This window comes from Pseudochrobactrum algeriensis (assembly GCF_018436245.1).
GTDB classification, from domain to species: Bacteria; Pseudomonadota; Alphaproteobacteria; order Rhizobiales; family Rhizobiaceae; genus Pseudochrobactrum; species Pseudochrobactrum saccharolyticum.
This window is the reverse complement of record NZ_CP075361.1, coordinates 1,882,965-1,909,852: the sequence shown is the minus strand read 5'-3', so window position 1 is coordinate 1,909,852 and position 26,888 is coordinate 1,882,965. Positions and strand designations below refer to the sequence as shown.

The following is a 26,888-nucleotide window of genomic DNA, read 5'->3' as shown; positions in this document are numbered from 1 at the left end:
TAAGCCTTGAGCGAGGCTCTGTTCCGTTTGCAGGCGGTTAGCACGCTATGCGCATCCATACAAGTTTATGTGAGGTCGCATGTGCCTAAAGTCACGGATTAACCCCAGCGTTTGTGGAACCACATCCATTGACCCGGATATTCCCGCACCCAGCCTTCAACCGTGTCGTTGAGCAATTGGGCTGTGGCAGCAATATCCACCTGACCATTTGCATCACGCGGCAATTCCATTGCTTCCGATAATTCCAGACGGTAGCGACCGTTGGCTAAGCGGATGCAGCGTGCCGGATAAACATCGCAATCATATTGACGCGCAAGTTTGGCCAAAAGCGGATTGGTTTTTACAGGCAGGTTGAAGAATGTGCTTGGTACGCCACGGGCGAATTTCTGGTCAACCAGCATGCCCACATTGTCATCTTGCCCCAGCACCGCAGCGAGCGACCATGCAGCACCGGCTTTGGACGGTACCAGATGCCCCATATTGGTTCGGCGGGCTTTCAGTACTTTGCGTGCGATGAACGGATTGTTCGGCGGACGGAAAAGCGCCGTAACATTGAGACCGAAAGTTGCGGCGCAAATCGGCAGCAGTTCAAAATTGCCGGTATGCGCGGTGAAGAAAATATGCGGCTTTTTCTCATCGAGCAGGCGACGGAAAATCTCTTCGCCTTCTACTTCAATCAGACCTTTTTCTTTGGCGTCCGGATCAAAATCAAAGATCGCATCGAGAAACACATATTCAGCCAGCAGACGCGCCATGCTGTCCCACATTTCCAGCGCGATTTCTTCAATCTCCTGAGGAGATTTTTCAGGATAGGCATTGGCGAGATTGCGTGTTGCCACTTTATGACGTGACGACAGCGGGCCGATTTTGCGGGCAACCCAAGCGGAAAACCGGATGGCGGCTTTGGCAGGCAGCAAACGAAGCAGCGCCAGCAAAATGAAGACTGCCTGCGCCCACAGCCAGTAATTGGCAATTTTCAGCTTTTGCCAATATTTGAACGCAAGGAGTTTCAGCTTGAACATGTGGTGCCTTAAGTCTTGATAAATTTACAGCGACCTGTGCGTTAAAACACAGGGCGCTGCAAGATAATCCGCATTGATAAATTGAGGATCAGTCAATTTTCAGAATGATTTTGCCGAAGACGTCACGGGTTTCCATGCGCTTCAGTGCTGTGTCGATATCTTCAAAGCCGACCACAGTATCAATCACCGGAGAGACAATGCCCTGAGCCATTTTCTGCATGGCATCGGCCATGTTTTCCATGCGGCAGCCGAAGGAACCGAGCAGTTTGAGCTGCTGCTGGAACAGCATCATCAGGTTCATATTTGTCGAAACACCGGAGGTGGAACCGCAGGTTACCAGGCGGCCACCACGCTTCAGTGACAGCATGGAGCCCGCCCATGTATCGGCACCAACATGCTCGAATACCACGTCGACGCCTTTTTTCTTGGTGAGCTTGCGCATAACACCTTCAAAACGGTCTTCACGGTAGTTGATAATGTGATCAGCACCGAGTGCCTTGGCTTTTTCGATTTTGTCGTCTGAACCAACTGTGGTGTAAACCGTGCAGCCCATTTTCTTGGCAAGCTGAATAGCAGCGGTACCAATACCGGAACCACCGGCCTGAATGAGAATGCTTTCACCCGGCTGCAGCTTGGCATTGTCGAACAGCATATGTTCAACGGTACCGAAAGTGACAGGGGCAACAGCTGCGCCGATTGCATCAACACCCGGAGGTGCAGGGATCAGCAGACGTGCTGGCAGGTTGACCGCTTCACAGGCGAAACCATCAAGGTGGAAGCCATGAACACCGGAAACATGTTCGCAAAGATTGTCGCGGCCTTCGCGGCAGGCTTTACACAGACCACAGGTGCGGGCGCCGTAGATCGACACCAGCTGACCCGGCAGAACATTGGATACGCCTTCGCCGATTGCGGTGACAACGCCGGATGCTTCCGCACCGATCACCAGCGGCATTTTGCGCTTGGCAAAAGCCATGCCGCGCCAGCCCCATACGTCGATATGGTTGAGGGCAACCGCTTTGATATTGACGGTAACTTCACCAAAGCCCGGCTTTTCAGGAGCCGGAATGTCGGTGATTTCCAAGCGGCGGTCATCGAGGAGCTGTAATGCGCGCATGTTTGAGTTCTATCCTTATTAAATTTTGAGTGCCTGATCGGGGAGCGCAAAGCCGCTTAAAGCGGCGCTGCAACCACGAGGCTGGCATTCTGACCGCCAAAGCCGAAAGAGTTCGACAGAATGGCAGTGACATTGGCATCCCGTTTTACATTCGGCACCACGTCAAGCGCGATTGCCGGATCAGGATTGTCGTAATTGATGGTCGGCGGCAGTGTGCCTGTCTGAATGGTCAGCAGCGAGAACACGGCTTCAATCGCACCGGCAGCAGTCAGCGTATGACCGATCATCGACTTGTTGGACGAGACCGGAATTGAACTGATGCGTTCACCGAAGACGGAGGACAGAGTGTGATACTCCATCTTGTCATTTTCCGGTGTCGATGTGCCATGCGCGTTGACATAGCTGATATCGTCAATGGTCAGGCCTGCATCATCCAAGGCTGCACGCACAGTGGCGATAGCCGGTGAAGCGTCAGGGCTGGAACGGGTGCGGTGGAAATCATCCGCCTTTTCGCCGCAGCCTTTGAGAATGCCGAGAATTTTTGCACCACGTGCGATAGCGCTTTCCAGCGATTCCATAACCAGAGCGCCGGAGCCTTCAGCCATAGCAAAGCCGTCACGGTCTTTGCTGAAAGGCTTGGATGCCTTGTATGCCGGATCATTCTGGGTGGATAGAGCTGACAGCAGGGAGAAGCGGATCAGTGCTTCAGCGGAAACAGAACCATCTGTGCCGATGGCCAGAACGCGGTCGCTCTCGCCACGACGGATGGCTTCCACGCCGGACTGAATAGCCGTAGCACCCGATGCGCAAGCGGTGGACATCGTCACCGGCAGGCCGCGTGTGCCGAAAATATCAGCCAGACGCTCGGCAATGTATCCGAACTGCGTGGTGTTGAATTCATTCATGCGCGGATTGGCGCGGCAGGCTTCCAGCAGCAGCTGATAGCTTGGCTCACCCTGATTTTTCACCAGTGCATCCAGCGCAAAGCGGCTTTTCCAGTCCAGTTCAACCGGCGGTGCTGCCAGAAACAGCGGGCCGCCGAAATCGGTGACAGACAGGCCGGACTGGGCAATGGCTTCTTCACCGGCGAGACGTGCCAGTTTTTCAGACAGAGCAGATGCGCCGACAGTGCTTTCCGGTAGAAAATCAACAGTACCGGCAATACGGGTCTTGAGATTTTCAGTCGGGAAGCGGTTGATTTCGTGAATACCGGACTGACCGCCGGTCAAGGCGTTCCAGTTATCTTCCTTGCCGGTTCCCAGCGGGGAAACAACACCGGCACCGGTAATGGCAACCAACGGCCGGCCGAGATGATCGGTAAATTTTGACATGGTGACCTCCGATCAGGCTTTTACAATAATGGCTGCACCTTCGGAGCGGGTGGCTCCGACGGTCAATGCTGTGGCGCGGTCAAGCGCACCGCTGCGAGCTGTTTCATCACTGGAAAGCGGAGCAAAAGCTTCGCCTTTCCAGACGCTGAGCGCGGCGAGTGCGAGTGCTAGCGGGAACTGTGCTTCACGCATATGGCCGAACAGGCCGGATACACCGCGATAGCTGGCAGATTTAGCGCTTAAAGCTGCTTTTTCTGCGGCTGTCGGCTGGTGGGCACCGGATGCGCCGGTCACAACAAAGCTGTTGTCTTCAATCAGCGCGGAAACAGCTGCGGTAAGATCTTCCTTGCCGCGACGGATCTGGCCGCTGGAGATAGATGCAATCTCACCATAGGCGCGGGCACCCCGGGCTTTGGCGTGTTCGGCTTCTTCGAGAACGAGGAAGATGCCGCCGGAACCGGTGATCATACCGCCGCCCTGCGAGCCTTCACGTGCCCAGACCGGAGCCCAGCCGTCAGATTTCAGGAAGCCGCCGAGTTCGTGGCCGAGCAGCATGTCGAAATGTTCCGCATTGTAAGAACCGCCAACGAGCGCATGGGTGCTCTGGCCGGTGCGGATGCGGGCTGCTGCAGTTTCCACTGCGGAAATGCCGGAGCCTTCTTCACCCATGAAGGTGCGCGATGAGCCGGTAACTTTATGAACAATCGAAATATTGCCGGCGAGCAGGTTGGAAAGCTGAGCCAGAAACAGCGTCGGGCGCAGTTCTGTGGAGAGCTTTTCGTTGAGCATCAGACCCGGTTGGTTATTGCCGCGGCCTGCATCGAGAATTTGTGTGTCGACGCTGATATCACGTTCGCCGCCACCGGCGCTCACAATCATATCCATCGTCGAGCAAAGGGCTTCATTCTCTTTGATGCCGGCATCCTGCAAGGCAAGACCTGCCGCATAGGTGCCGAGACGCTGCCATGTTTCCATCTGGCGTTGGTCGGAGCGCTTCGGAATCTGCTGAGACCAGTCAACTTCGCCCAACGGGTGAACTGTGTAAGGAGCGAAATTCTCTGTATCGAGCTTCGGCTGCGTCCCTGCTGATGTGAGGGCAGACCAATGGGCTTCCACGCCTTCACCCAGAGAGGTGATGAGGCCGATGCCGGTGATGAGAACTTTTTTGCTGTGCATGAGCTGCTCGCTTGATTTCCGGTCGTAACTTACCCGAAGGCAGGATCTTACAGTGGTATAATTATGACAGGGGCAGATTTATCCCTGAAACATACTTATCAATGACAAAAGCCGCATCAAGCGGCGATCAATGTTTTGTGATTGTAATCACATTTATAAAGCACTGCGTGTTTGAGATAACACGCGGTTATAAACCACTGCCTGTAAAAAGACGCGCGGTATGGTTTGTTTTCCACACTGCGCGTCAATTTAACTTAAATTAGGCCTGTTTGGCAGCGACGAGTTCGTCGATTTTTGCGCAGAGATTCTTCAGAACGAAATATTCTTCAGTATCTGCTTTGCCTTCGTTCACTTCCTGAGTCCACTGTTCCAGAGGAATCTTGATGCCGAAAGCTTTATCAATTGCGAAAACGATGTCGAGGAAATCGAGGCTGTCGATGCCCAGATCGTCGATTGTATGGCTTTCAGGCGTAATGGAAGCGCGGTCAATTTCGCTGGTTTCAGCAATAATATCAGCTACTTTGTCAAATGTTGAGGACAATTTGAAAATCCTTGTATCAGGCCCGAACCAGCAGGCATCGTTGTTTAATCAGGGCGTGTCTAGCGTTTTTCGCTCAAAAGGGAAAGATATATTCCCCCTCTGAGTAAGACCCTGAGAATATGAAGATCTTCCGCTTGTGCCATTTTGCAACAGCTTGTCTGATAAGCGGGGATCAATTTACACATATTATATTCTGAAAACCGTTATGCAATTTTCAGAATTTGCCCTGACTGATCTTTCATATTGCGCAAATTTATGAAGAAATCAGCAAGAGTTTGGCGATTTACAAGAAATTTGTAAATCTGCGCAGGAATCAAGAATGCTTTAAAGCATAATTTCTTCGCGGCATTGCAGATAAGTATGGTGAAATATGGGTCTCGCGGCCACAATTACAATTATCTTCAGCATAATTATGCTTGGCTACCTATTTGCGAGGCTGAAGATATTGAGCGATACGACCGGAGACGGTCTTGCTGATTTCGTATTTGTCGTCTCTACGCCGCTGTTGCTTTTCCGCACAATGATGACCGCCGATTTTCAGTCGAGTAATCCTTGGGAATTGTGGCTGGTCTATTTTACCGGTGTCGTTGTTGCATGGACTGCTGCGCATTGCGGAATCCGTTTCATGTTCGGCCGTGACCGGCGGGCAGGTGTGGTGGCCGGTGTGACCGGCGCTTTTTCCAATCTGGTTTTTCTTGGCATGCCTCTGATGCTCGGTGTTTACGGCGAGGCGGGGCTGGTGATTATTTCGCTGATTATCAGCATTCATATGCCGCTGATGATGGCCGCATCGCTGATGCTGAATGAATGGGCTTTGCGCAAGGACGGCATAATCAGCGGTGAAACCAGCCGTTATGACACGGCGGTTAAGTTTATCACGTCCCTGCTGCGCAATCCGCTGGTTATCGGCATTCTTGCGGGCTGGTTGGTGCGGCTCACTGGCTTTTCCATTCCGCAATTACCGATGCAGCTGATTTCGATGCTGGCAGATGTATCGGGGCCTTTGGCACTGTTTGCTATGGGGATGGGGCTGAAGAAATTCGGCATTTCCGGCAATGTGATTGCCGCCGGTGTGAATGCTTCTTTCAAACTGATGCTGATGCCTGCTGTGGTTTTTGCTATGGCATGGCTGGTCGGGCTGCCGCCTTTGACGGCTAAGGTGGCAATTACCGCTGCGGCGCTGCCGTCGGGCGTTAATTCCTATCTGATTGCCACCCGATTCGGCGTGGGGCAGGGACTGTCATCAACCTCGATGGTGCTGGCGACGGCCGCATCTGCCGTTACGCTGGCAATGTGGATCGCTCTGGCGCAGGCGGTTTGGGGGTGAGGCGGTTTTTCGCGCTGATCCCTTGACATTATCCGCGCCAAAGCCCTTGATCTGAGCGGGAAACAAGCATGCGATTTTGAGGGTAATTGCATGTATTGTCGTGAGGAGAGAAGTTATGAATGCGAATTCCAGCCGGTTTATCAAACAGGCTAATCTGATCGGCGGCCAGTGGGTGGCTGCAGATAGCGGTGCCACGATCGATGTTACGAATCCGGCGACCGGCAAGGCGATCGGCACAATCCCGAAATCCGGTAAGGCAGAGACTGCGCGCGCGATTGAAGCCGCTGCACAAGCTTTTAAAAGCTGGCGCAAAACCACAGCCAATGAGCGCTCGCAGAAAATGCGCAAATTGCATGATCTGATTTTGGCCAATCAGGATGCGCTGGCTGAAATTCTGACCATGGAGCAGGGCAAGTCGTTCACGGAAGCCAAAGGTGAGGTAGCAAGCTCTGCCGCCTATATTCTGTGGTATGCGGAAGAAGCGCGGCGCGTTTATGGCGATGTGGTGCCGTCCCCTTGGGCAGACCGCCGTATTATGGTGACCAAAGAGCCGGTGGGCGTTGTCGCGGCGATTACACCGTGGAATTTTCCGTCTTCTATGCTGGCACGCAAGATCGGCCCTGCTTTGGCAACGGGCTGTACAGTCGTGGTGAAACCGGCAACCCAGACACCTTATTCCGGTCTGGCATGGGGCGTGCTGTGTGAAGAGGCAGGTATTCCGGCGGGGGTAGTCAATATTCTCACTGGTTCTGCCAGCGAAATCGGCGGCGAACTGACCCGTAATCCGCAGGTTGCCAAACTGACCTTCACCGGCTCGACCGAAATCGGCAAGCTGCTGATGAAGCAGACAGCAGGCACTGTCAAAAAAGTCTCGATGGAACTGGGCGGCAATGCGCCGTTTATCGTTTTTGATGATGCTGATCTGGATCGCGCGGTTGCCGGTGCGATTGCGGCCAAGTTCCGCAATTCCGGCCAGACCTGTGTTTGTACGAACCGGTTTTTCGTGCAGTCCAAAATCTACAGCCGCTTTGTTGAGAAATTTACAGAAGCTGTGGAGCAGCTCAAAGTCGGCAATGGTATGGATGCCGGTACCCAGCAGGGGCCGCTGATTGATATGAATGCGGTCGAAAAAGTTGAAGAATTCATTGCCGATGCGACTAAAAAAGGCGGCCGCATTGTCACCGGCGGCAAGCGTCACGTACTGGGGGGAAGCTATTTCGAGCCGACTGTGATTGCCGATGCCAAACCGCGTATGCGTTTCACCAAGGAAGAAATTTTCGGCCCTGTTGCACCGGTTTATAAATTCAAATCCGAAGAAGATGTGATCGAACAGGCCAATAATACCGAATACGGCCTTGCCTGCTATTTCTATACGCAGGATCTCGGCCGTGCTTTCCGTGTGATGGAAGGGTTGAAATATGGTCTCGTCGGCGTCAATGAAGGACTGATCTCAACCGTTGAGGCACCATTCGGTGGTCTGAAAGAGTCCGGTCTTGGCAAAGAAGGCGGACATCAGGGAATCGAAGACTATCTCGACACCAAATATGTCTGCATCGGCGGATTAGGCCTGTAAGCCTGAGCATATTTTAAATCGTCGGATGGCATATGGATATCAATGCCATCCGTTTCAGGCTGAGATTTTTGGCAGTTATCGGAAATCTTTTCTGACCTATTTTACCAAGGTGATTGCCGGATTGGCCAAAAGACGCTTAACTCTGTTGATTCAAAACGTCTTTTTGTAAAAAGCTGTCCGGTGTTTTTCAGTTTTTTGGGTATTGAGGCGTTTTTTCAGCATCTTGTCATAATAGGTGCGGACTGTGAGGGTATAGAGCCCGCATCATCAGGCCACTTATGGCAAAGCATGGTATGACATCGTCTGACATGCCGGTTCGTAAACCTGTGAAAAAGGGATTTTTATGCGATACGGAATATATTTCACACCCTCTGCTCATGATCCGTTGCTGCGGGTGGCTGCAAACTGGCTTGGCCGCAATGCCTTTAACGGTATGGTTGTGCGCACGCCGGTGATTGGTTCCGTCAGCCCTGATGAGGTCAGCGCTCTGACTGAAGAGCCGCGCCGCTACGGTTTTCATGCGACGCTGAAAGCACCGTTTCGCCTGCATGATGATTATGAAGAACATCAGCTTCTCTCTGCGATGATGCATTTTGCCTCCAGCTATCAGGCTGTACAGCTGCCTAAGCTCAAAGTTTCGCAGATCGGACCTTTCTTTGCGCTGGTCGTATCCGAGCCTTGTGCGGAGCTTCAGCAGCTGGCTAATGATGTGGTGGTGCATTTTGAGCGCTTTCGTGCGCCGTTGAATGCGCAGGAACTGGCCAAGCGCAAGCCCGAGAAAATGGATGCGATCCACCGTGCCAATCTCGACCAGTGGGGCTATCCTTATGTGTTCGAGCAGTTCCGCTTTCATATGACCCTGACCGGCGCAGTGCCGGAGGAAAAACAGGCGCATGTGCGTAATGTGCTGGAAGAGTTTTTCGCGCCCGTGCTGAATGAACCGGTCAAGATCACCAATCTGGCTCTGTTTACCGAGGCAGAATCAGGTGTACCATTCGAAGTGCACTCGCTTCACCCGCTGACGGGCAAGCCGGTTGCTGCGCAGAATACGGTCTCAGCGGAGTTACAGCTGGAAAAAGCCGCGGCTGAATAGTCCTATAAAACTTTAAGAGAAGATATGTCCGCTCCAAACCAAAATAAATCTGCCGAAACAATTCTGACCAATGCACGGATTGTGCTGCCTGATGAAATTATCAGTGGCACCGTTGTCATGCGCGACGGAAAGATTGCTGCGATTGATAATACAATCTCGGCATCGGGTAAGGATATGCACGGGGATTATCTGATCCCCGGACTGGTGGAGCTGCATACGGATCATCTTGAAGGCCATTATGCACCGCGTCCGAAAGTGCGCTGGAACCCGCTGGCGGCTATTCAGGCGCATGATGCGCAGATCGCCGCCTCCGGTATCACCACGGTTTTTGATGCACTGCGCGTTGGCCATGACGGCGAATGCGAAGTTGTGATTGATGACATGCTGTTGCTGGCAGATGCGTTGCAGGCGGCGCAAAGCAAAGGCCGTTTGCGCGCCGAGCATTATCTGCATTTGCGCTGCGAAGTTTCTTCCAATGATTGTATCAGTGCATTTGAGCAGCTGCGTGGCGCATCGGGTGTGCGCCTTGCATCCCTGATGGATCATGCGCCGGGGCAGCGGCAGTTTCCGGATATGGAATCTTACCGCATCTATTTCATGCGCAAGAACAAAGTCAGCGAGGACGATTATCAGGTCTATTGTGACCGTCGCGTTGGTGAATCACAGCGCAACTCTGCGAAAAACCGCGCGCTGATTGCTGATTATTGCCATGCCAACGGCATTATGCTGGCAAGCCATGATGATGCGACGCAAGCCCATGTCGATGAATCCGTGGCTCATGGTGTGGCTGTTGCCGAGTTCCCGACAACGGTTGAAGCCGCCGCGGCATCGCACTCCAACGGCATCGGGGTGATGATGGGCGGGCCGAATGTGGTGCGCGGCGGCTCCCATTCCGGCAATGTCTCTGCTCTGGAACTGGCCGAAAAAGGCTATCTGGATATTATCTCGTCGGATTACATCCCTTTCAGCATGCTGCAGGGCGCCTTCAACCTTGCCCATGTGGTCGAGCATATTGATCTGCCGCAGGCCATCCGCATGGTCAGCACCAATCCGGCAAAAGCTGTCGGCATGACAGATCGCGGTTCAATCGCAGAAGGCCTGCGTGCCGATCTCGTGCGCGTTCACGCCATTGACGATGTGCCGGTGGTGCGCTCAGTCTGGCGCTCCGGCACCAGAGTCAGCTAAATCGGCCCTCTGGTGGCCTGCAAATTGCACCTTTTTCCGCTTCCGGTGCTCACGTACTATAAGTACGCTGCGCTCCGGTTCTCAAAAGGCACAATTTCGTCTCACCATAAGACAGATTAGGTCTGCGCTTTATAATTGCAGAATAGTTGAAAATTATTCCGCTGCCTGTCCCACACGGGCAGCGTTGTTTTCCTCTACCTCGGCAGCGGTTTCGCACATCACCTGATAGGCTTTGCGGATGATTTTGCTGTCCGCATCATTGCGGGTGGCATCCGTCGAGAGAATTTGCCGCCAGCGGCGTGAACCCGCCTGACCCTGAAACAGCCCGACCATATGGCGGCTGATATGAGCAAGGCGGCCGCCATCCGCAATGTGCCGGTCAGCATAATCGCACATCACATCCAGCACATCTTCCATCGAAAGAGGTGTGGTTTCATCGCCATAAACAAGGCGATCCACATCACGCAGCACCATTGGTGTGTGATAAGCTGTTCGACCCATCATCACGCCGTCTGTATGCTGCAAATGAGTTGTGGTTTCCTCAAAACTGGTAATTCCGCCGTTAATGCCAACAAAATGCTGCGGATAATCCTGTTTCAGCCGGTAAACGCGGTCATAATCCAGCGGCGGGATATCACGGTTTTCTTTCGGCGATAGTCCCTGCAGCCATGCTTTACGCGCATGTACCCACAGTGCATCTGCGCCTTCCGCAATCACCATGCGGCTGAGCTCTGAGAGTGCGGCTTCCTGATCCTGATCATCCACGCCGATACGGCATTTCACCGTTACCGGAATTTTCACTGCCTGTTTCATGGCGGCAACGCAGTCTGCCACCAGTCGCGGTGTCAGCATCAGACAGGCACCGAAGGCACCCGACTGCACGCGGTCTGACGGGCAACCGACATTGAGATTGATCTCGTCATAGCCGAAGGATTCACCGATTTTAGCGGCCTCGGCAAGTTTCAGCGGATCAGAGCCGCCAAGTTGCAGAGCGACAGGATGTTCCTGTTCTGAAAAGCCGAGCAGGCGGTCACGCTTACCATGGATGGCAGCATCGGCGACCACCATTTCCGTATAGAGCAAAGTATGGCGGGTGAGCAGACGATGCATAAAACGGCAATGCCTGTCCGTCCAGTCGAGCATAGGCGCGATGGAAAAGGTTTTGGCGGCATAGAGTTTTTCTGGTCTGGTCACAATTATCTTCTTTACGGCGTCTTCTCTGCGGATGTTTCTGCGCGGACATAATGGTTAAAGACCGGCCTGTCCAGCTTGACGGCTTTTTCAGTCCGTGAGGATCAGCTGATCGCGCTGCACAGTATAGGCACTCAGGCTGTTCATGAAGTTCATACCCAGCAGGCTGCCGCTGAGCTGGCCTTCCTGTGAAACCAGTGCGCGCAGGTTCTGACGGGTGATATTACCGATGCGGATTTCCTGCAGCCGTACTGATGCAGCCATGGTGCGGCCATTGGCTGTGCTGACAGGATTCGTATAGCTGAGGCTGCTGACATCAATACCGGCTTTTTCAGCATCTGCCTGTGTCAGCACGATTGTGGAAGCACCGGTATCGACCATGAAGCGCACGCGCTGGTCGTTCACCAGTGCATTGACTTCAAAATGACCGTTGGCCGACTGACCGATGCTGACCGTCTCGGCACCGTCAACACTATTTCCGTTGACTGCATTGCCTGGTATCAGCCCTGCGGTTACGCGATTGGCAATATTGGTCAGTTCATACTGATATTGATAGCCGGTGACGAGGCCGAGAATAATCACCGCCCAGATCGCAATATTGCGCATCATATGATTGAGCGGAATACCGGAACCCAGCAAACCGGCAGCCACGACAATGCCGAAAATGCTCATATAGGCCGCATCGGCAAAATCATCATTGGCAAGGCCGAGTGTTGTACCGCTCTTGTCATTGACGATCAGAACGAGCAGGAGAATGGCAATTGCTGCGATAACCAGCCAGAATAAACGGTTCATGAAGTCATTGTTCCTGAGACTGTCGGATGATCCTGCCGAAGCAGGGCATGTCTTTATATGGAGGCTTTGGCCTGCGGGCACAATAATTTCATTTTTCTGCACTTTGAAAAACTGTGAGCAGGGCGTATAGCAGGCGCAGATGAATTTCCCCCATTACGGCTAAAAGACGGATTTGATAACGTGAGTACCAGCGGACTGCCATTTGATGATTTTCGTGAACTTATCAGCCAGCTTCCGGAAGCGAGCGAATTCGCTGGCGAAGCGGTGCGTGAACGTGAAGCGCGTTTGAGCAAACCTGTCGGTTCACTCGGGCGTCTTGAAGAGATTGCGGAATGGCTGGCTGCATGGAGCGGTAAAGCCAAGCCGCAGATCATGCGTCCTCTGGTGGCAATTTTTGCCGGTAATCATGGTGTGCTGGCGCAGGGTGTAAGCTCGCAGCCGCAATCGCTGACTATGGATATGGTCAATAATTTTGCTGCCGGCGGCGCTGCCATCAACCAGATTTGCATCGCCAATGATCTGGGGTTGAAGGTTTTTGATCTGGCGCTGGAGCATCCGACTGAAGATATTACCGTGACAGCGGCGATGGATGAGCGCACCTGTGCGGCAACTATGGCTTTTGGCATGGAAGCAATTGCCGGTGGTACGGATCTGCTGTGCATCGGTGAAATGGGCGTTGGCAATACAACCATTGCTGCTGCGATTTCTCTGGCGCTGTTTGGCGATCAGGCTGAGGACTGGGTGTCACTGGCTGCCGGTGAAGATGCAAGTGTGTTGCCTGCAAAAATTGCTGCGGTGAAAAAAGCCGTTGCCCTCAATGAAGGTAATCTGCGTGATCCGCTGGAAGTGCTGCGTCGTCTGGGTGGCCGTGAACTGGCTGCGATCACCGGTGCAATTCTGGCCGCGCGTGCCGAGAAAATTCCGGTGCTGATTGACGGTTATGTCGCCAGTGCCGCCGCAGCCATTCTGCTGGCGATGAATGGTGATGCGCTGGATCATTGCCTGTTCTCCCACGTGTCTTCCGAGCCGGGGCATCGCTTGTTGCTGGAGAAAATGGGTAAGACACCATTGCTTGATCTGAATATCAGCCTTGGTTCCGGTACAGGTGCTGCACTGGCAGCCGGTCTGGTGAAAACCGCTGCTCAATGTCATGTCTCTATGGCAACTGCTGAAGATGCCGGTATGAACGGCCGCAGCGTTTCGTAATTCGAAACACAGTCTCAGAAATAAAAAAATCCGGCCGTGTGAGCGCGCCGGATTTTTTTGCAACTTTGAGGCGGTGCTTTTTCGGTAATTTTTTATTGGGATTCAAAAATAATTTGCCAAAACTGCAATTAATTGCGGTTGTGCGCAGCCTGTCAGTTTTTAAGATAGATGCGTATTGGAGTATGAGGGTTTTAAGAGCAGGCGACAATTTTACTCAAAGTAATATTTGCTGAGAAGTCAGCCGAAGGATGTATTTACGCTGGTATATCCGCTGCGTTTTTTACAATTTATATTGGCCGGTATTTCATGTCGCCTGTAGCAAAAGTGGCACTATCCTTGCCGTGGGATAGTGCCATTTTTATGGGTTAGTTACCGTCTTTATCCAGCACCATATAATCCAGAGGCAGTTCTGTCGTATATTTGATCTGCTCCATGGCGAAAGACGATGAAACGTTGCGGATCTCGATTTTGCTGATCAGGCGCTTGTAGAAAGCGTCATAGGCGGCAATGTCCGGCACTACAACGCGCAGCAGATAATCAATATCGCCGCTCATGCGGTAGAATTCCACCACTTCCGGAAATTCCTGCACGACTTCAGCAAAACGCTTCAGCCATTCATGGCTGTGAGAGCTGGTGCGCACCGAAACAAAGACTGTGACGCGGGCATTGATCTTGACCGGATCAAGCACAGCGACGCGGCGCTTGATGATGCCGTCTTCTTCCAGTTTCTGAATACGGCGCCAGCACGGGGTGGTGGACAGGCCAACTTTTTTGGCAATATCTGCTACTGCCAGCGTTGCATCTTCCTGCAACAGACGGAGAATTTTTCTGTCAAGTCTGTCCATTTTGCCTCACATTAAGCGCCGAATTGTATAATTTTGAAACTATATACCTTATGGATGAGCGCGCGATTAAACGCGAAGAATATAATACTATCAAATTGCATTAAGTTAGAAATTATTTTTATCTCGACAATAAAGGCCGGATTTTTTGACGAAGCACCGGCAAAAGCTCGTTTTCAAACCACGGATTACGCTTCAGCCAACCGCTGTTACGCCATGACGGATGCGGCAGCGGCAGTACAGCAGGGCCGTCATTCTGATTGCTCTCGATAAAGCGTCGCCAGTTTTCTACGGTCTCGGTCATATTGAGCGGTTTTTGCTGTGCCTGTAAATATTCGCGATAGGTAGGATTGCGCCCGAGATGATATGTTTGCGCATGGCTGCCAATGGCAATAATCAGCTCGATTTGCGGCATGAGATCAAATAGCCGGTCATGCCATGTCAGGCGACATTCACGGCGCGGGGGTAGGTCGCCGCCATGCTTGTCATAGCCCGGAAAGCAGAAACCCATGGGAATGATCGCAAAGCGCTCTGCGTCATAAAACTCTTCCGGTGTCACATCGAGCCATTGGCGCAACCGCACACCGGAGGGGTCGTTAAACGGAATGCCGGTATTATGCACACGTATACCCGGTGCCTGACCGCATATGGCAATTCTGGCTGTCGGGGAGGAGATACATACCGGCCTTGGCTCATGATCCAGCGGGCGTGGACCAAGCGGCTGGTCGCGGCAAATTCTGCAGTCATTGATCTGATGTTGCAGTGTCTGCAATGCCGTTGCCATATTACTGATTGCTCCGGTTACGCTCATTAGAGCGCGACTGATTTTCCCGCCGCCATTTGCCGGGGCGCTCAAATTCCCCCGCCCATAATCCAAGTTTATTCTTGCGTGCCTGTGCTTCCTCACGCTGATAGAGCCCATAGGAAACTGCCCAGCCTTGCTCGACCATCGTGCGGTTGAGATCAGTCTCTCCGGCTTTGCAGAAGGCGAGGATGCGGTCATACTGATCCCGTCCGTCCGCTGTACAGGTAACAGTCTGATTGCCAATCAGACGATGTAATTCCGCAGTCGCACTGCGCCCGCAACTATAGTCTTTACCGTCCATGCTGCAGATTTGCTTCGTTTCCGGCGTATCCATGCCTTTCAGCCTTATGCGCTGCCCCTGTATGGCAATGGTATCGCCGTCGTAAATATGCAGGCTGCCGCCGCGACCGCTCAGTTGCGCAGGCAGGATTTCATTCTTGTCCGCACGAACAGGCTGACGCGGCTGATTGCTGCCGGAGACAGTCTCTGCCCATTGCGGCATAAAGGTTTGCAGCAAAGCATATATGCCCAGCAACAGCAGTGCAGTCACAATCCCTGACCGGCGAAGGAAGGAATAGGGTTTGCGATAGTGCCTGCGATGACTGCGGCGCTGTGGCTGTCGTCTGTAGACTTGAGGTCTGCGCCCCGAAGCAGATGGTTTCATAAGGCGGACTATAAGGCGCTCTTGCCTGAAGAAAAGAGGATTATCGCAAGGATGGTTGAAATCGTATCTGCATCATCCTGAAACTCTGTTGGCACACAGAGAATCGATTCTGGATAGCGATTCTTCAGAAAATCCTGCTTCTCTATAAAACCAAGATTTATAATCACTTGCTTAACTATATTTCGCAACGGGATGACAACTATGACGCTCTGAAACCGGATTGTTTCGTGGTTTTGAGGGGGCAATTTTATATATCAGCGTAAATTTGTGTTGTTTTGGTAACAGTATTTACCTTTCAGCCGCGCTAAGGTTCACGGAGACGAACTTGGCCTATTTCCCGCCATAAATGCGGAGCACCGATAGGAGACGGGCAAAGTTTAGTCCTGACAAAATGTGAAACAATCTTTGCCCTTCATTGAGGTCGGTAATTGCAGAATTATAGTTTTTCTCAAAAAAATCCGCAGGTTAGCGTGCAGTCTTGCATGATGACTTCAGGTGCGGTGTCTGTTGAAGGAAATCTGTTTAGCCGACTTTATTCACAGGTCGCAATCTTGCCTGAAAAAATGGCTAGTTTTTCTCATCTTGTTAACTTGTCCTTTACCAAAGTTATTTTGGCAAACGATAATGAAAGAATGCTGTCGTGATCGGGTCGTTTAAGAAAATCGCGTATTCTGTGTGTGGAGCCGGTGTTGCACTCTATCTGGTGTGCAGCAGTGCGTTTGCTTTTGATATTCCGGACAATGCGGAAAAGAAGAGCAATCCGTTTGAGGTTTTCAAATTCGGGGTATCCGCCTTTAAGAACGGCCATAAGGATGAAGCGCTGAAAGCTCTGCGCTATGCGGCAGATCAGGGACATCCGGGTGCGAACTGGAAACTGGCGAGCATGTATGCTCAGGGCGACGGTGTTCCAGAAAACGATTACGAAGCCTATAAAATTTTCGAAAAAATCGTCCATGAAGGAGCAGAGCCGGGTTCACAGAACGAATCTTATGTGGCCGGTGCATTGGTGCAGATGGCGCGCTATCTCAAGCGCGGTATTCCCGGCACCCCTGTGAATTCCAATCCTGATATGGCCCGCGATCTTTATGTGCAGGCCGCATCCAATTTTGGCGACTCGACTGCCCAATATGAGCTTGGCGCTATGCTGCTCAAAGGCGACGGGGTAGAGAAGAACAAAACGCAGGCTGCACGATGGTTCCAGCTGGCTGCCAGAAAAGGCAATGCCAATGCGCAGGCTATGCTCGGCAATATGCTGTTTCAGGCCGGAAAAACCGTTCGCGGCCTTGCGATGCTGACTGCTGCTTTTGAGCGTTGTTCGGATCAGGATTGCGAATGGATCCGTGCGATGCAGGAACAGGCATTCTCGGTTGCCGGTGAGGCTGACCGCCGTAATGCGATTGCACTCGTTGGCCAGCACTAGAGCTGGGTAAAAACAGTTGTGCAGGCACCGCAACTTAGAAAAATGATTCAGTTTGCGGCGCTATAATCTTAAAATCATTGAATAATTTTCAGCAGCTAAGCTGAATAACAACCGGCACATGGTCAGACGGTTTGTCCCATGCGCGTGTGTGTTTCTCGATTTGCGCACCATCGAGCAGATTGGCAGCTTCCGGCGACAGCATCAGGTGATCAATGCGGATGCCGTTATTCTTCTGCCATGCACCGGCCTGATAATCCCAGAATGAGAACATCTGTTCATCGCTGACATTGCGGATCGCATCATAAAAACCGAGATTTTCCAGACGACGGAATGCCTGTTTGCTCTGCGGCAGGAACAGCGCGTCATTTACCCAGTTTTCCGGATGTTTGGCATCAATCGGCTGCGGAATGATATTGTAGTCACCGGCGAGTACTAATGGTTCTTCCAGTTCCAGCCGCTCTTTCGCCCAGTCTTCCAGACGCTGCATCCAGCCGAGTTTATACGGGTATTTTTCCGTATCAACCGGATTGCCGTTTGGCAGGTAGAGCGAAATGATACGGATCACACCCTTTTCAGTGGTGAATACGGCTTCGATAAAACGTGACTGCTCATCGCTGTCATCACCCGGTAACCCGCGATTGACCTCAACCGGAGAGACTTTGGAGAGAATGGCAACGCCGTTAAAGCCTTTCTGGCCGTGGGTTTCTACATGATAGCCGAGGGCTTCAATTTCCAGTCGCGGGAACAAATCGTCTACGGATTTGATTTCCTGAAGGCAGGCCACATCAGGCTGGCATTCCTGCAACCAGTGCAGCAGATTTTCGATACGTGCTTTGACACCGTTAATGTTCCATGTGGCAATTTTCAAAGACGTATCCCCGTATTGAGTTTTATAAAAAATCTGCCGCATTTCAGATCATGCGGCAGCTATTCATGGCAGAAACCGGTCAGATTGCGAAACTGACACCGCAGCCGCAGGATGACGTGACATTCGGATTGTTGATCTGGAAGGACTGTCCCATCAGATCGTCAATGAAATCAATAACCGAACCGTCAATATAAGGCACGGAAATGCTGTCGATCAGCACTTTGGCGCCGTCTTTTTCGATGATCAGATCATCATCATTGGTATCGCTGACGAGATCGAATTTGTAGGAAAAGCCTGAACAGCCGCCGCCCTCAACGGAAATACGCAGGGCTGATTTGTCGGCTTGCTTTTGCAGAATTTTGACAATGCGTTTGGCCGCCGCATCGGATACGGAAATGTCCGTCATAATAGTCACCTTAAAATCATGGGCGGTTCAAGTTCCGCACAGGATATATGTTGATAGGACTATAATATAGGTCAGAGGCGCAGAGGGCGCAATCTCCTGTCACACGTCATTTGCCCTAAAGTTTTATACTGCACTGCATATCAAACCTGTTATTTTGCACTGCAATCATGATAATGCAGCAGAGTGCAATTGTTGCGAAAGGCCAGATGTGCTTTGCGCAAGCTTGCAGATTTTTGGTTGATGAAACACAAGTCATAACAGGAAGAATGATGGACAGTATTGGTTTCGGCTATCGTGAACGTGCTCCTTATGCATGCGACCCTGCGCAAACGCGCGGACGCCTGGTGCATGAGACCGAGAGCCGAACACGCACGCCTTATCAGCGTGACCGCGACCGCATTATCCATTCGACTGCTTTCCGACGATTAAAGCACAAAACACAGGTGTTTATCGCCCATGAAGGCGATCATTACCGCACAAGGCTGACGCACACGATTGAAGTGGCGCAGATTGCCCGTGCTTTGGCGCGCGCATTGCGGCTGGATGAAGATCTGGCTGAAGCCGTGGCACTTGTGCATGATTTCGGCCATACGCCGTTTGGCCATACGGGCGAAGATGCCCTGAATGAGAAAATGGCAGACTATGGCGGCTTCGACCATAATGCGCAGTCACTGCGTATCGTGACCTTGCTGGAAAAGCGCTATGCGGAATTCGACGGGCTCAATCTGTCATGGGAAACGCTGGAAGGACTGGTCAAGCATAACGGCCCGCTGACCGGCCGTTATTCGGATGGTGAGCCGGTACCGGGTTCGATCCTCAAGTATAATGAGCGGTTTGATCTGGAACTTTCCGGTTTTGCCAGCCTTGAGGCGCAATGTGCGGCGATTGCCGATGATATCGCCTATAATGCCCATGATATTGATGACGGCCTGCGCTCCGGTCTGCTCACGCTTGAGCAGCTGGAAGAAGTGCCGCTGACACGGGATATTCTGCAGGAAGTTCAGCGCCTTTATCCGAAGCTTGATCCGGTGCGTCGTGGTCATGAACTGATGCGCCGGCAGATCACCCGTATGGTTGAAGATGTGATTGCGCATGCGCAAGAGCAGATCAAAAAATTCAATCCGCAGAGTGTGGATGATGTGCGTGCGGCCAGTGAGATGATGGTCGGCTTTTCGCCGGATATGGCGATTGCCGAGAAAACCTTGAAGAAGTTTCTCTACCGGAATCTCTATTTCAACGCGCAGGTCGTGCCGATCCGTAAAAATGCCGATCAGGTCGTGAAAGACCTGTTCGATGCTTATATGACGGCGCCGGATGCGATGCCTGCCGATTGGCGGGCAGGGATCGCCGGTAACGAGACTTCCGCCTTTGCACGTCAGATTGCGGATTTCCTTGCAGGTATGACTGATAATTATGCCGTGCGTGAACACCGACGATTGTTTGACCATACGCCCGACTTGGCTTAAACGGGCTGCAAAACTGCCATTTCTGACTGTGTGATTTGCGAGGCGCTGAGCTTCCCCATTGCATGACGTTCAATTGATTGAATGTGAATTGCGGCCTTGCTCCGCATTTATGTTCCGACAGGACAGATTATGAATATCTTTGCTGATTTCGACGTTAAAATTAAAAAGACACTGCAAGATCTTGGTTTGAAAGACAAAGACGGTGGTGAACTGGATGTTTCCCGTGTTGGTGTTGAGCCGCCGCGCGATGCTACGCATGGTGATATTTCCACCAATGCGGCCATGGTGCTCTCCAAGGCGGTTGGCAGCAATCCGCGTGAACTGGCAGCCAAAATCGCCGAAGCGCTGAAAGGCGATGCGGATGTTGCATCCGTTGATGTGGCGGGTCCGGGCTTTATCAATCTGCGTCTGAATGATGATTACTGGCAGCGTCAGCTGGGCGTTATGCTGGCAGAAGGCACCGATTACGGCCGTTCAAAAATGGGCGGTATGCGTAAGGTCAATGTGGAATATGTTTCCGCTAACCCGACCGGTCCTATGCATGTCGGCCATTGCCGTGGCGCGGTTGTCGGTGATGTGCTGGCTAACCTGCTGAAATTCGCCGGTTATGACGTAACCAAAGAATATTACATCAATGATGCCGGTGCGCAGATTGATGTTGTGGCCAAATCCGTGATGCTGCGTTACCGCGAAGCACTGGGCGAAGATATTGGCGAAATTCCTGCCGGTCTCTATCCGGGTGATTATCTGGTGCCGCTTGGTCAGGCATTGGCCAAAGAATTTGGCTCGTCGCTGCTGGAAAAGCCGGAAGAAGAAGTTCTGCCACTGGTAAAAGACCGTGCGATTGATGCCATGATGGCGCTGATCCGTGATGATCTGGCCTCCCTCAATGTGCATCATGACCTGTTCTTCTCCGAGCGCAGCCTGCATGCTGACCATGCCAAGCTGATCCGCACCGCGATCAACGATCTGACGCTCAAAGGCCATGTCTATAAAGGCAAGCTGCCGCCGCCAAAAGGTCAGCTGCCGGATGACTGGGAAGATCGTGAGCAGACATTGCTCCGTTCAACTGAAGTCGGCGATGATATGGATCGTGCGCTGGTTAAGTCTGACGGCAGCTTCACATACTTTGCTGCGGATGTTGCTTACTTCAAAAACAAGTTTGATCGCGGTTTTGAGGAAATGATTTATGTCCTCGGTGCGGATCATGGCGGCTATATCAAGCGTCTGGAAGCGGTGGCCAAGGCTGTTGCTGAAGGTAAGGCCGAGTTGACCGTGCTGATCTGCCAGATGGTCAAACTGTTCCGTGATGGCGAGCCGGTGCGTATGTCCAAGCGTTCAGGCCAGTTCATTACGCTGCGCGATGTCGTGGATGAAGTTGGTTCCGATGCTGTGCGTTTTATGATGCTGTACCGCAAGAATGACGCGTCGCTGGACTTTGACTTTGCCAAAGTCACCGAGCAGTCCAAAGACAATCCGGTATTCTACGTGCAATATGCATCTGCGCGTGCGAACTCGGTTTTCCGTCAGGCGAAAGAGCAGCTTGGTCTGGAAAAAATCGAGCGTGAAGAGGCTGCCAAACACCTGTCTCTGCTCACCGATGAGAGCGAAGTGGCGCTGGTGCGTAAGCTCGCGGAATATCCGCGTCTGATTGAGACCGCGGCCATTCATCAGGAGCCGCACAGGCTCGCATTTTACCTCTATGACCTCGCAAGTGCGTTCCATTCTCAGTGGAATCGTGGCTCGGACAACCCGGACTTACGTTTTATTAAGGTTAACGATACAAACTTGTCACTTGCCAGGTTAGGGCTGGTGCAGGTTGTTTCTGATGTCTTGGTATCCGGATTGTCGATTATCGGCGCGGATGCTCCGACAGAAATGCGCTGAATAGAGTGAGGGCGGTTTAAGTTACCGCCTCTGATATTCAGGTAAAGACCGGCACGAAAGGCGCATTTGCTGCGTTTTCGTGCCGTTTTTGCAGGAAACTACTGTCAAGTTTTGCCCACATTGCCTTGCTATATTAGCAATGATTAGGGAGACGTCGGCGGGCGCTCCAGTTGAAATTAGGAAAACGCCATGACTGACAGTAGCGTGACGGGCCGCAATCAGAATCACAGTGATATTCGCGACGAATCGGCGCGGGATAATGATCCGCTGTTTGAATTGTCGCGCATTTTTGGCTTTGATGAACCGGCAGAACAAAAAAATATGCAGAATGCGCAGGCTGAACCGGAAATGTCCTCCGAGATGAGCCTTGAGCGGGAACTGATGGCAGATTTCGACGCTGAATTCGCGGCGGACTTCGCTGCTGAACCGGCACAGACAGCCAGCAATTTCCAGCCGCAGGATGAAGTGTTCAGCCCTGTTCAGCAGGCAGCTGCTGAGAGCCGCTCTTACCAGCAGGCTGTCGAGCCGCGCTTTACCGGCTATGCGCCGTTACAGCGTGCCTATGCAGAAGAAAAAGCACCGGAACAGTCCCAGCCTGCCTTTCAGCAGGATATTCCGCAATATTATGCGGAAGAGCAGGATTATACAGCTGCGGAACCGCAGAATGCTTATTATGAGGCCTATTCCGATCTGCCTCAGGATGCAGCATTTTCAGAGCCTGTGCAGGCTGCGAATGAAGATTATTTCTCTTCGCTGGAAAATGAGCTGAGCCAGAGCTTTGAACCGGAAACCGCTCCGCAGATTGCTGCCGAGCCGTATTATCAGGAGAACCAGTATGCCCAGCCTTATCAGGCGGGGTATGGTTCCCATGCGCCTGAATATTCGGAAGTCGCGGCCAATGTTTCGCAAGAACAGGCCGCTCAGGATTTTGATCTGCCTGAACTGAATGCAAATGATTTCGATTTTTCTGATATCGGCCGTGAGCCGCAACAGGAATTTGTTGCCCAGAGCTATGACAATGTTTTTGCGGAAAACGAGGCTTACCGCCCTGTGAATACAGCACAGCAGTCTGATACCAGCTTTGAGGATGAGCTTTCATTCCTGCTGCAGGATGAAGCACCTGCTGCGGCACCGGCTCAGACGGATAATTATGCTTATCAGGCACCGTTTGAAGCAACAACAGAAGCAGCGGCCTCTGCTGATCCGGTCGCCGCTTATGAGGATGAAGTTGTTCCGCTAACCGATATCGAACCATTGTTTGATGCGCCGTCCATTGAGGTTGCCCCTGCTGTTGCCGATTTCGACGGTCAGGAGCCGGTTGCGGATCATTATGCTCAGGGCGAGGATGATTATACGCAGGCTGCACCGGTGCAGAATTACGACCAGATTGATGATGAGTTCTTTGCTGCTCCTGATCTGAGTCGTTTGCCTAACCGCACAGTCAACGCCCAGACCAATTGGGAAGAAGACAACGCTGCTGATGCAGCTGAAGCTCCGGCAGCCAGTTCCTTTGCGGATCTGTTCGGTGCCAGATCACAGTCTGATTACGCGGAAGAAACAACCGAAACCTATGAGCCGGAACAGGCTGTCGCTTTTGAAGAAGAGCAACAGACTGAAAATTTCAACTTCGGCGATGATTTCTACGAAGCAGAAGAAAATGCGCCCGTTGCAGAACCGGCCATAGAGCAGCCTTATGTACCGGAGCCGGAGGCTCCATTGACTTATAATGAGCCGGTAGCTCCGTTGGCCCATAATGCAGTGCGCGGTTATTCTTCCTACACATTTGGTGCGGCGACTCCGGCTGCAGCAAGTGCAACCGCAGCTGCTGCAGGTACAACAGAACGCACTGTCAGCAGCTTTGCGGATACGATTGCAGCTGTTCCGTCTTCCTATGCTTCGCAGCCTGTGCGTGACACTGCTCCTGCTGCAGCTTCCTACGAAGAACCGGCTTATGAAGAACCGGCTGCGGCGGATAATTTCTTCAGCAATGATGATTTCGATTTTTCATTCGATGAAGACCTGCAGCCTGCCGATGATTTCGCTGTTGCAGAAGCATCGGAAGAACTGCCGCTTGATCTTGATCTGAATGATGAACCGGAGATTTCGGCCTATCAGCCTGCTCAGAGTGCAGCCTCCAAGCCGTTTGTACCGGCACCGGAAATTGAATCCGTTGTTGTGTCGGAAAACAAGGTTGAGCAGACACAGGCGCTTGATCTGCCTGAGGTCAGCTATGGTGATGATGTTAAAGAAACGGGGCTGAACAGCCTCGAATCAGAATTCGCAGAAATTTTCAGCACGATTAGTGTGAATGAAGCTACCGCACCGGATACAACCAGTGAAGCGGACAAGGCTTTCGAAAATATTCTGCAGGATAATTTTGCAGACTATCATACGAGCGTCAAAGCCGAGCCGGAAGACACCGATTCCAATGGTGCAGGTTTCGGCACTATTGCCGGTGCTGCAGCTGGTCTTGCCGGTGCAGCCGTAGCGGGTGCAGCATTGCGTGGTTCTGCCGCGCAGAGCGGTGCAGGCCAGGCAGGCAATGCCACGCAGGATGATTATTATAATCACTGGGCGGCTCAGGGTGCGCAGAATAATGATTTCGACACCTATAATCTGTCCGAGAATTTTGCCCGTGATGAGGATGACTATACGGAAGCCCGTCCGCGTGAAGAGAACCCGTTGCGTAAACCTATCCTCTGGGCATCGGTCGCTGTAGCAGCTCTGATCGTTCTGGGCGGCGGTTACTATATGCTCAAATCCGGCGGTGTTGTCGGCGGCGAACCTGCAGTTCTGCGGGCTGACAGCCAGCCGGTTAAAGTCCAGCCGGAAAATCCGGGCGGTATGGTTGTACCAAATCAGGACAAGGCTGTTTACGATCAGGTTTCCGGTACCAAACCTGCTGCGCCTGAACAGAAAACCCTTATCAATACGGAAGAAGAGCCGGTTGATGTAGGTCTGTTGCAGGGTGCGGATGCGGAAGAAGACCGTTTGCTGTCAGATGAACCGGAAAGCACCAATAGTGCAACGCCTCCTGCTGCCAATAATCCGGCACAAGAGGCTGAGCGCGAACTGGTAACACCACGTACGGTTAAAACCATGGTCGTGCGCGCTGACGGTACAATCGTACCGAGTGAAGCACCGGCGGCCACTGCGCCTGCAAATAATAATGCAGCTGCAACCGATAATGGTCTTGATGAGGCATCCCGCCTGATCAGCCAGAGTGCTGTTCCTGAACGTCTGGGTACTGATGCACCGGCACCTTCTGCACAGAGTGCAGCAACACCGCGCGTTGTACAGACGCAGACTTTCACCGCTTCCGGTGAACAGGTCAAACCGCGTGAAGTGACAACAGCTCCGGTTGTGCCGTCACGTCCGGCCGAGCAGCCGGTTAATGTTGTAGGCAATGTGGAGCGTCCTGCGCAAAATACCGCGCCGCAGCAGGTTGCCAGCGCCACTGCGCCTGCAGCCAATGTTTCGGCCAATGTTCCTGCGGGTACATGGTTCATTCAGATTGCCTCGCAGCCGAGTGCAGAACTGGCACAGAAGAGCTATGCCAATATGAGCTCGCGTTACGGTAATGTTATCGGTGGTCGTGGTGTTGATATCAAAAGGGCGGATATTGCCGGTAAGGGTACTTATTACCGTGTCCGTATTCCGGGTGGTACCAAGGCTGAAGCCGCAGCGCTCTGCGAGCGTCTGAAATCTGCCGGTGGCAGCTGCTTCCCGACACTCTGATCTGAAATCATGTAAAACAAACATGAAATGCGCTGTGTATCTTTAAAATACGCAGCGCATTTTCTCTTTATGGGTTATGCAGAGAGCATTATCTGATTTGTCGCATTATCGCGGACGTTAAATGAAGCCATTTATCTGCGAAATGCCTGTCTGATTTGTCATATTCCAATAGGCGAGGAGCATTGCCGCAATGACATTTAAAGCCATGATTACCGGTTTCGAAGGTACAATGCTGACCGAAGCCGAGCAGGAATTGTTCCGTCGTGTGCGTCCGTGGGGCTTTATTCTGTTTGCCCGCAATGTGGAAAGTCTCGAGCAGTTGCGCGCACTGACCGCGCAAATCCGCGATGTAACCGGACGGGATGAGACACTGATCTTTATCGATCAGGAAGGCGGACGTGTGCAGCGCCTGCGCCCGCCGCTGGTGCCGAACTATCCGTCAGCGTCGCAGATCGGTGCGCTTTATGAACAGGATGAAGAACAGGGTATGCGCGCCGCCTGGCTGCTCGGCCGTCTTCATGCTTTTGATCTGATGGGCGTTGGCATCAATGCCAATTGTCTGCCGGTGCTGGATGTGCCGGTTGAAGGCTCTCATGAGGTGATCGGCTCGCGCGCTTACTCCTATGATCCGGAAACTGTTGCGGTATTGGGCAATGCGGTTGCTGAAGGGCTGATGGCCGGTGGTGTGCTGCCGGTGATGAAACATATGCCGGGGCATGGCCGTGCATTTGCCGACAGCCATAAGGAACTGCCGAGCGTTGATGCACCTTTGAGCGAACTCTGCGCCCGTGATTTTGTACCATTCTGCCAGCTTGATGATCTGCCGGCCGCTATGACTGCGCATATTGTTTACAAGGCGCTCGATCCGGAACGTCCTGCAACGCTGTCGCCGGTGGTTATCAATTGCGTGATCCGTGATATGCTGGATTATGACGGTTTGCTGATGAGCGACGATATTTCCATGAAGGCGCTGTCCGGCAATCTGGATGATATTGCCCGTGAGATTATCGCTGCCGGTTGTGATGTGGTGCTGCATTGCAGCGGCGTGCTGGAAGAAACCATAGCCGTTGCCGCTGCTATTCCTGATCTGAAAGATGAGAGTCTGCGCCGTGCGGAACTGGCTGAAGTCTTTGCAGGTGAAGCGGATCTGAGCAATGAGGCAGCGATCCGTGCGGAATTTAACGCTTTATTCCCAGAGGTCGCTGTTGCCTGATAGTCAGGCAGAACTTCAATAA

Annotated in this window: 22 protein-coding genes; 10 read left to right on the top strand and 12 right to left on the bottom strand. The window is 52.4% G+C overall.

Annotation, left to right across the window (positions count from 1 at the left end; translation table 11 throughout):
* Positions 1 to 98: 98 nt before the first annotated feature.
* The 5 genes from KHQ09_RS10960 to KHQ09_RS10940 form a co-directional block, all read right to left on the bottom strand.
* Complete coding sequence (locus KHQ09_RS10960) at positions 99 to 1,022, bottom strand: lipid A biosynthesis lauroyl acyltransferase (protein ID WP_213598254.1); 924 nt, start codon at positions 1,020 to 1,022, stop codon at positions 99 to 101.
* A gap of 88 nt (positions 1,023 to 1,110) precedes the next feature.
* Complete coding sequence (locus KHQ09_RS10955) at positions 1,111 to 2,139, bottom strand: zinc-binding dehydrogenase (protein ID WP_213630835.1); 1,029 nt, start codon at positions 2,137 to 2,139, stop codon at positions 1,111 to 1,113.
* A gap of 56 nt (positions 2,140 to 2,195) precedes the next feature.
* A complete protein-coding gene (locus KHQ09_RS10950; RefSeq protein ID WP_213598251.1) occupies positions 2,196 to 3,470 on the bottom strand; it encodes a beta-ketoacyl-ACP synthase in 1,275 nt (424 codons plus the stop codon).
* 12 nt (positions 3,471 to 3,482) lie between these two features.
* Complete coding sequence (locus KHQ09_RS10945; RefSeq protein WP_213630834.1) at positions 3,483 to 4,646, bottom strand: beta-ketoacyl-ACP synthase; 1,164 nt, start codon at positions 4,644 to 4,646, stop codon at positions 3,483 to 3,485.
* A gap of 259 nt (positions 4,647 to 4,905) precedes the next feature.
* Positions 4,906 to 5,187, bottom strand: a complete 282-nt coding sequence (locus tag KHQ09_RS10940; RefSeq protein WP_022711508.1) for an acyl carrier protein — start codon at positions 5,185 to 5,187, stop codon at positions 4,906 to 4,908.
* A 445-nt stretch (positions 5,188 to 5,632) separates the two neighbouring features.
* Between KHQ09_RS10940 and KHQ09_RS10935 the strand changes: the two genes are divergently transcribed.
* The 4 genes from KHQ09_RS10935 (at position 5,633) to KHQ09_RS10920 (ending at position 10,365) form a co-directional block, all read left to right on the top strand.
* Entirely contained in the window at positions 5,633 to 6,514 is an 882-nt protein-coding gene (locus tag KHQ09_RS10935) for an AEC family transporter (RefSeq protein ID WP_238481621.1), read from the top strand.
* 115 nt (positions 6,515 to 6,629) lie between these two features.
* Positions 6,630 to 8,087 (top strand): NAD-dependent succinate-semialdehyde dehydrogenase, encoded by a 1,458-nt coding sequence (locus KHQ09_RS10930; RefSeq protein ID WP_213598247.1) that lies wholly within the window; start codon positions 6,630 to 6,632, stop codon positions 8,085 to 8,087.
* A gap of 343 nt (positions 8,088 to 8,430) precedes the next feature.
* Positions 8,431 to 9,180 carry a DUF1045 domain-containing protein gene (locus tag KHQ09_RS10925; RefSeq protein ID WP_022711504.1) on the top strand — a complete coding sequence of 250 codons (750 nt, stop codon included), beginning with the start codon at positions 8,431 to 8,433 and terminating at the stop codon, positions 9,178 to 9,180.
* Between the two features lie 24 nt (positions 9,181 to 9,204).
* Complete coding sequence (locus KHQ09_RS10920) at positions 9,205 to 10,365, top strand: alpha-D-ribose 1-methylphosphonate 5-triphosphate diphosphatase (RefSeq protein ID WP_213598245.1); 1,161 nt, start codon at positions 9,205 to 9,207, stop codon at positions 10,363 to 10,365.
* A 153-nt stretch (positions 10,366 to 10,518) separates the two neighbouring features.
* On the opposite strand, the gene dusA is transcribed toward KHQ09_RS10920, so the two are convergent.
* Positions 10,519 to 11,508 carry a tRNA dihydrouridine(20/20a) synthase DusA gene (gene dusA / locus KHQ09_RS10915; protein ID WP_213599947.1) on the bottom strand — a complete coding sequence of 330 codons (990 nt, stop codon included), beginning with the start codon at positions 11,506 to 11,508 and terminating at the stop codon, positions 10,519 to 10,521.
* 138 nt (positions 11,509 to 11,646) lie between these two features.
* Positions 11,647 to 12,351: a retropepsin-like aspartic protease family protein gene (locus KHQ09_RS10910; protein WP_213598243.1), complete on the bottom strand. Its 705-nt coding sequence runs from the start codon at positions 12,349 to 12,351 to the stop codon at positions 11,647 to 11,649.
* A 180-nt stretch (positions 12,352 to 12,531) separates the two neighbouring features.
* Here KHQ09_RS10910 and cobT point away from each other — a divergent pair, with 180 nt between their 5' ends.
* On the top strand, positions 12,532 to 13,557 hold the full coding sequence (gene cobT / locus KHQ09_RS10905; RefSeq protein ID WP_213598241.1) for a nicotinate-nucleotide--dimethylbenzimidazole phosphoribosyltransferase: 1,026 nt from the start codon (positions 12,532 to 12,534) through the stop codon (positions 13,555 to 13,557).
* A gap of 365 nt (positions 13,558 to 13,922) precedes the next feature.
* Here the strand turns inward: cobT and KHQ09_RS10900 are convergent, their stop codons facing one another.
* From KHQ09_RS10900 to KHQ09_RS10890, 3 genes are all read right to left on the bottom strand, one after another.
* Positions 13,923 to 14,402 carry an Lrp/AsnC family transcriptional regulator gene (locus KHQ09_RS10900; RefSeq protein WP_022711499.1) on the bottom strand — a complete coding sequence of 160 codons (480 nt, stop codon included), beginning with the start codon at positions 14,400 to 14,402 and terminating at the stop codon, positions 13,923 to 13,925.
* A gap of 118 nt (positions 14,403 to 14,520) precedes the next feature.
* The gene (locus KHQ09_RS10895) at positions 14,521 to 15,183 is read right to left on the bottom strand and encodes a uracil-DNA glycosylase family protein (protein WP_213598239.1); all 663 of its coding nucleotides are present in this window, start codon (positions 15,181 to 15,183) and stop codon (positions 14,521 to 14,523) included.
* A gap of 1 nt (position 15,184) precedes the next feature.
* A complete protein-coding gene (locus tag KHQ09_RS10890; RefSeq protein ID WP_213598237.1) occupies positions 15,185 to 15,754 on the bottom strand; it encodes a thermonuclease family protein in 570 nt (189 codons plus the stop codon).
* A 787-nt stretch (positions 15,755 to 16,541) separates the two neighbouring features.
* Between KHQ09_RS10890 and KHQ09_RS10885 the strand changes: the two genes are divergently transcribed.
* On the top strand, positions 16,542 to 17,288 hold the full coding sequence (locus KHQ09_RS10885) for a tetratricopeptide repeat protein (protein WP_022711496.1): 747 nt from the start codon (positions 16,542 to 16,544) through the stop codon (positions 17,286 to 17,288).
* A gap of 88 nt (positions 17,289 to 17,376) precedes the next feature.
* Here the strand turns inward: KHQ09_RS10885 and xth are convergent, their stop codons facing one another.
* Positions 17,377 to 18,156, bottom strand: a complete 780-nt coding sequence (gene xth, locus KHQ09_RS10880) for an exodeoxyribonuclease III (protein ID WP_213598235.1) — start codon at positions 18,154 to 18,156, stop codon at positions 17,377 to 17,379.
* A 79-nt stretch (positions 18,157 to 18,235) separates the two neighbouring features.
* Positions 18,236 to 18,562 carry an iron-sulfur cluster insertion protein ErpA gene (erpA, locus tag KHQ09_RS10875; RefSeq protein ID WP_075654866.1) on the bottom strand — a complete coding sequence of 109 codons (327 nt, stop codon included), beginning with the start codon at positions 18,560 to 18,562 and terminating at the stop codon, positions 18,236 to 18,238.
* 266 nt (positions 18,563 to 18,828) lie between these two features.
* On the opposite strand from erpA, the gene KHQ09_RS10870 reads away from it, so the two are divergent.
* The 4 genes from KHQ09_RS10870 (at position 18,829) to nagZ (ending at position 26,866) form a co-directional block, all read left to right on the top strand.
* Positions 18,829 to 20,028 carry a deoxyguanosinetriphosphate triphosphohydrolase gene (locus tag KHQ09_RS10870; protein WP_213598233.1) on the top strand — a complete coding sequence of 400 codons (1,200 nt, stop codon included), beginning with the start codon at positions 18,829 to 18,831 and terminating at the stop codon, positions 20,026 to 20,028.
* A gap of 129 nt (positions 20,029 to 20,157) precedes the next feature.
* Positions 20,158 to 21,915 carry an arginine--tRNA ligase gene (argS, locus tag KHQ09_RS10865; RefSeq protein WP_075654867.1) on the top strand — a complete coding sequence of 586 codons (1,758 nt, stop codon included), beginning with the start codon at positions 20,158 to 20,160 and terminating at the stop codon, positions 21,913 to 21,915.
* A 189-nt stretch (positions 21,916 to 22,104) separates the two neighbouring features.
* Positions 22,105 to 25,653: an SPOR domain-containing protein gene (locus KHQ09_RS10860; RefSeq protein ID WP_213598231.1), complete on the top strand. Its 3,549-nt coding sequence runs from the start codon at positions 22,105 to 22,107 to the stop codon at positions 25,651 to 25,653.
* A gap of 190 nt (positions 25,654 to 25,843) precedes the next feature.
* The gene (nagZ, locus tag KHQ09_RS10855; protein ID WP_255560525.1) at positions 25,844 to 26,866 is read left to right on the top strand and encodes a beta-N-acetylhexosaminidase; all 1,023 of its coding nucleotides are present in this window, start codon (positions 25,844 to 25,846) and stop codon (positions 26,864 to 26,866) included.
* The last annotated feature ends 22 nt before the right edge of the window (positions 26,867 to 26,888 follow it).

Coding starts and splice junctions, on each gene's coding strand:
- argS (WP_075654867.1), top strand. CDS start 20,158: ATGAATATCTTTGCTGATTTCGACGTTAAAATTAAAAAGACACTGCAA.
- KHQ09_RS10920 (WP_213598245.1), top strand. CDS start 9,205: ATGTCCGCTCCAAACCAAAATAAATCTGCCGAAACAATTCTGACCAAT.
- dusA (WP_213599947.1), bottom strand. CDS start 11,508: ATGCTCGACTGGACGGACAGGCATTGCCGTTTTATGCATCGTCTGCTC.
- KHQ09_RS10925 (WP_022711504.1), top strand. CDS start 8,431: ATGCGATACGGAATATATTTCACACCCTCTGCTCATGATCCGTTGCTG.
- KHQ09_RS10860 (WP_213598231.1), top strand. CDS start 22,105: ATGACTGACAGTAGCGTGACGGGCCGCAATCAGAATCACAGTGATATT.
- KHQ09_RS10900 (WP_022711499.1), bottom strand. CDS start 14,402: ATGGACAGACTTGACAGAAAAATTCTCCGTCTGTTGCAGGAAGATGCA.
- nagZ (WP_255560525.1), top strand. CDS start 25,844: ATGACATTTAAAGCCATGATTACCGGTTTCGAAGGTACAATGCTGACC.
- erpA (WP_075654866.1), bottom strand. CDS start 18,562: ATGACGGACATTTCCGTATCCGATGCGGCGGCCAAACGCATTGTCAAA.
- KHQ09_RS10955 (WP_213630835.1), bottom strand. CDS start 2,139: ATGCGCGCATTACAGCTCCTCGATGACCGCCGCTTGGAAATCACCGAC.
- KHQ09_RS10930 (WP_213598247.1), top strand. CDS start 6,630: ATGAATGCGAATTCCAGCCGGTTTATCAAACAGGCTAATCTGATCGGC.
- KHQ09_RS10870 (WP_213598233.1), top strand. CDS start 18,829: ATGATGGACAGTATTGGTTTCGGCTATCGTGAACGTGCTCCTTATGCA.
- KHQ09_RS10950 (WP_213598251.1), bottom strand. CDS start 3,470: ATGTCAAAATTTACCGATCATCTCGGCCGGCCGTTGGTTGCCATTACC.
- KHQ09_RS10910 (WP_213598243.1), bottom strand. CDS start 12,351: ATGAACCGTTTATTCTGGCTGGTTATCGCAGCAATTGCCATTCTCCTG.
- KHQ09_RS10960 (WP_213598254.1), bottom strand. CDS start 1,022: ATGTTCAAGCTGAAACTCCTTGCGTTCAAATATTGGCAAAAGCTGAAA.
- KHQ09_RS10945 (WP_213630834.1), bottom strand. CDS start 4,646: ATGCACAGCAAAAAAGTTCTCATCACCGGCATCGGCCTCATCACCTCT.
- KHQ09_RS10895 (WP_213598239.1), bottom strand. CDS start 15,183: ATGGCAACGGCATTGCAGACACTGCAACATCAGATCAATGACTGCAGA.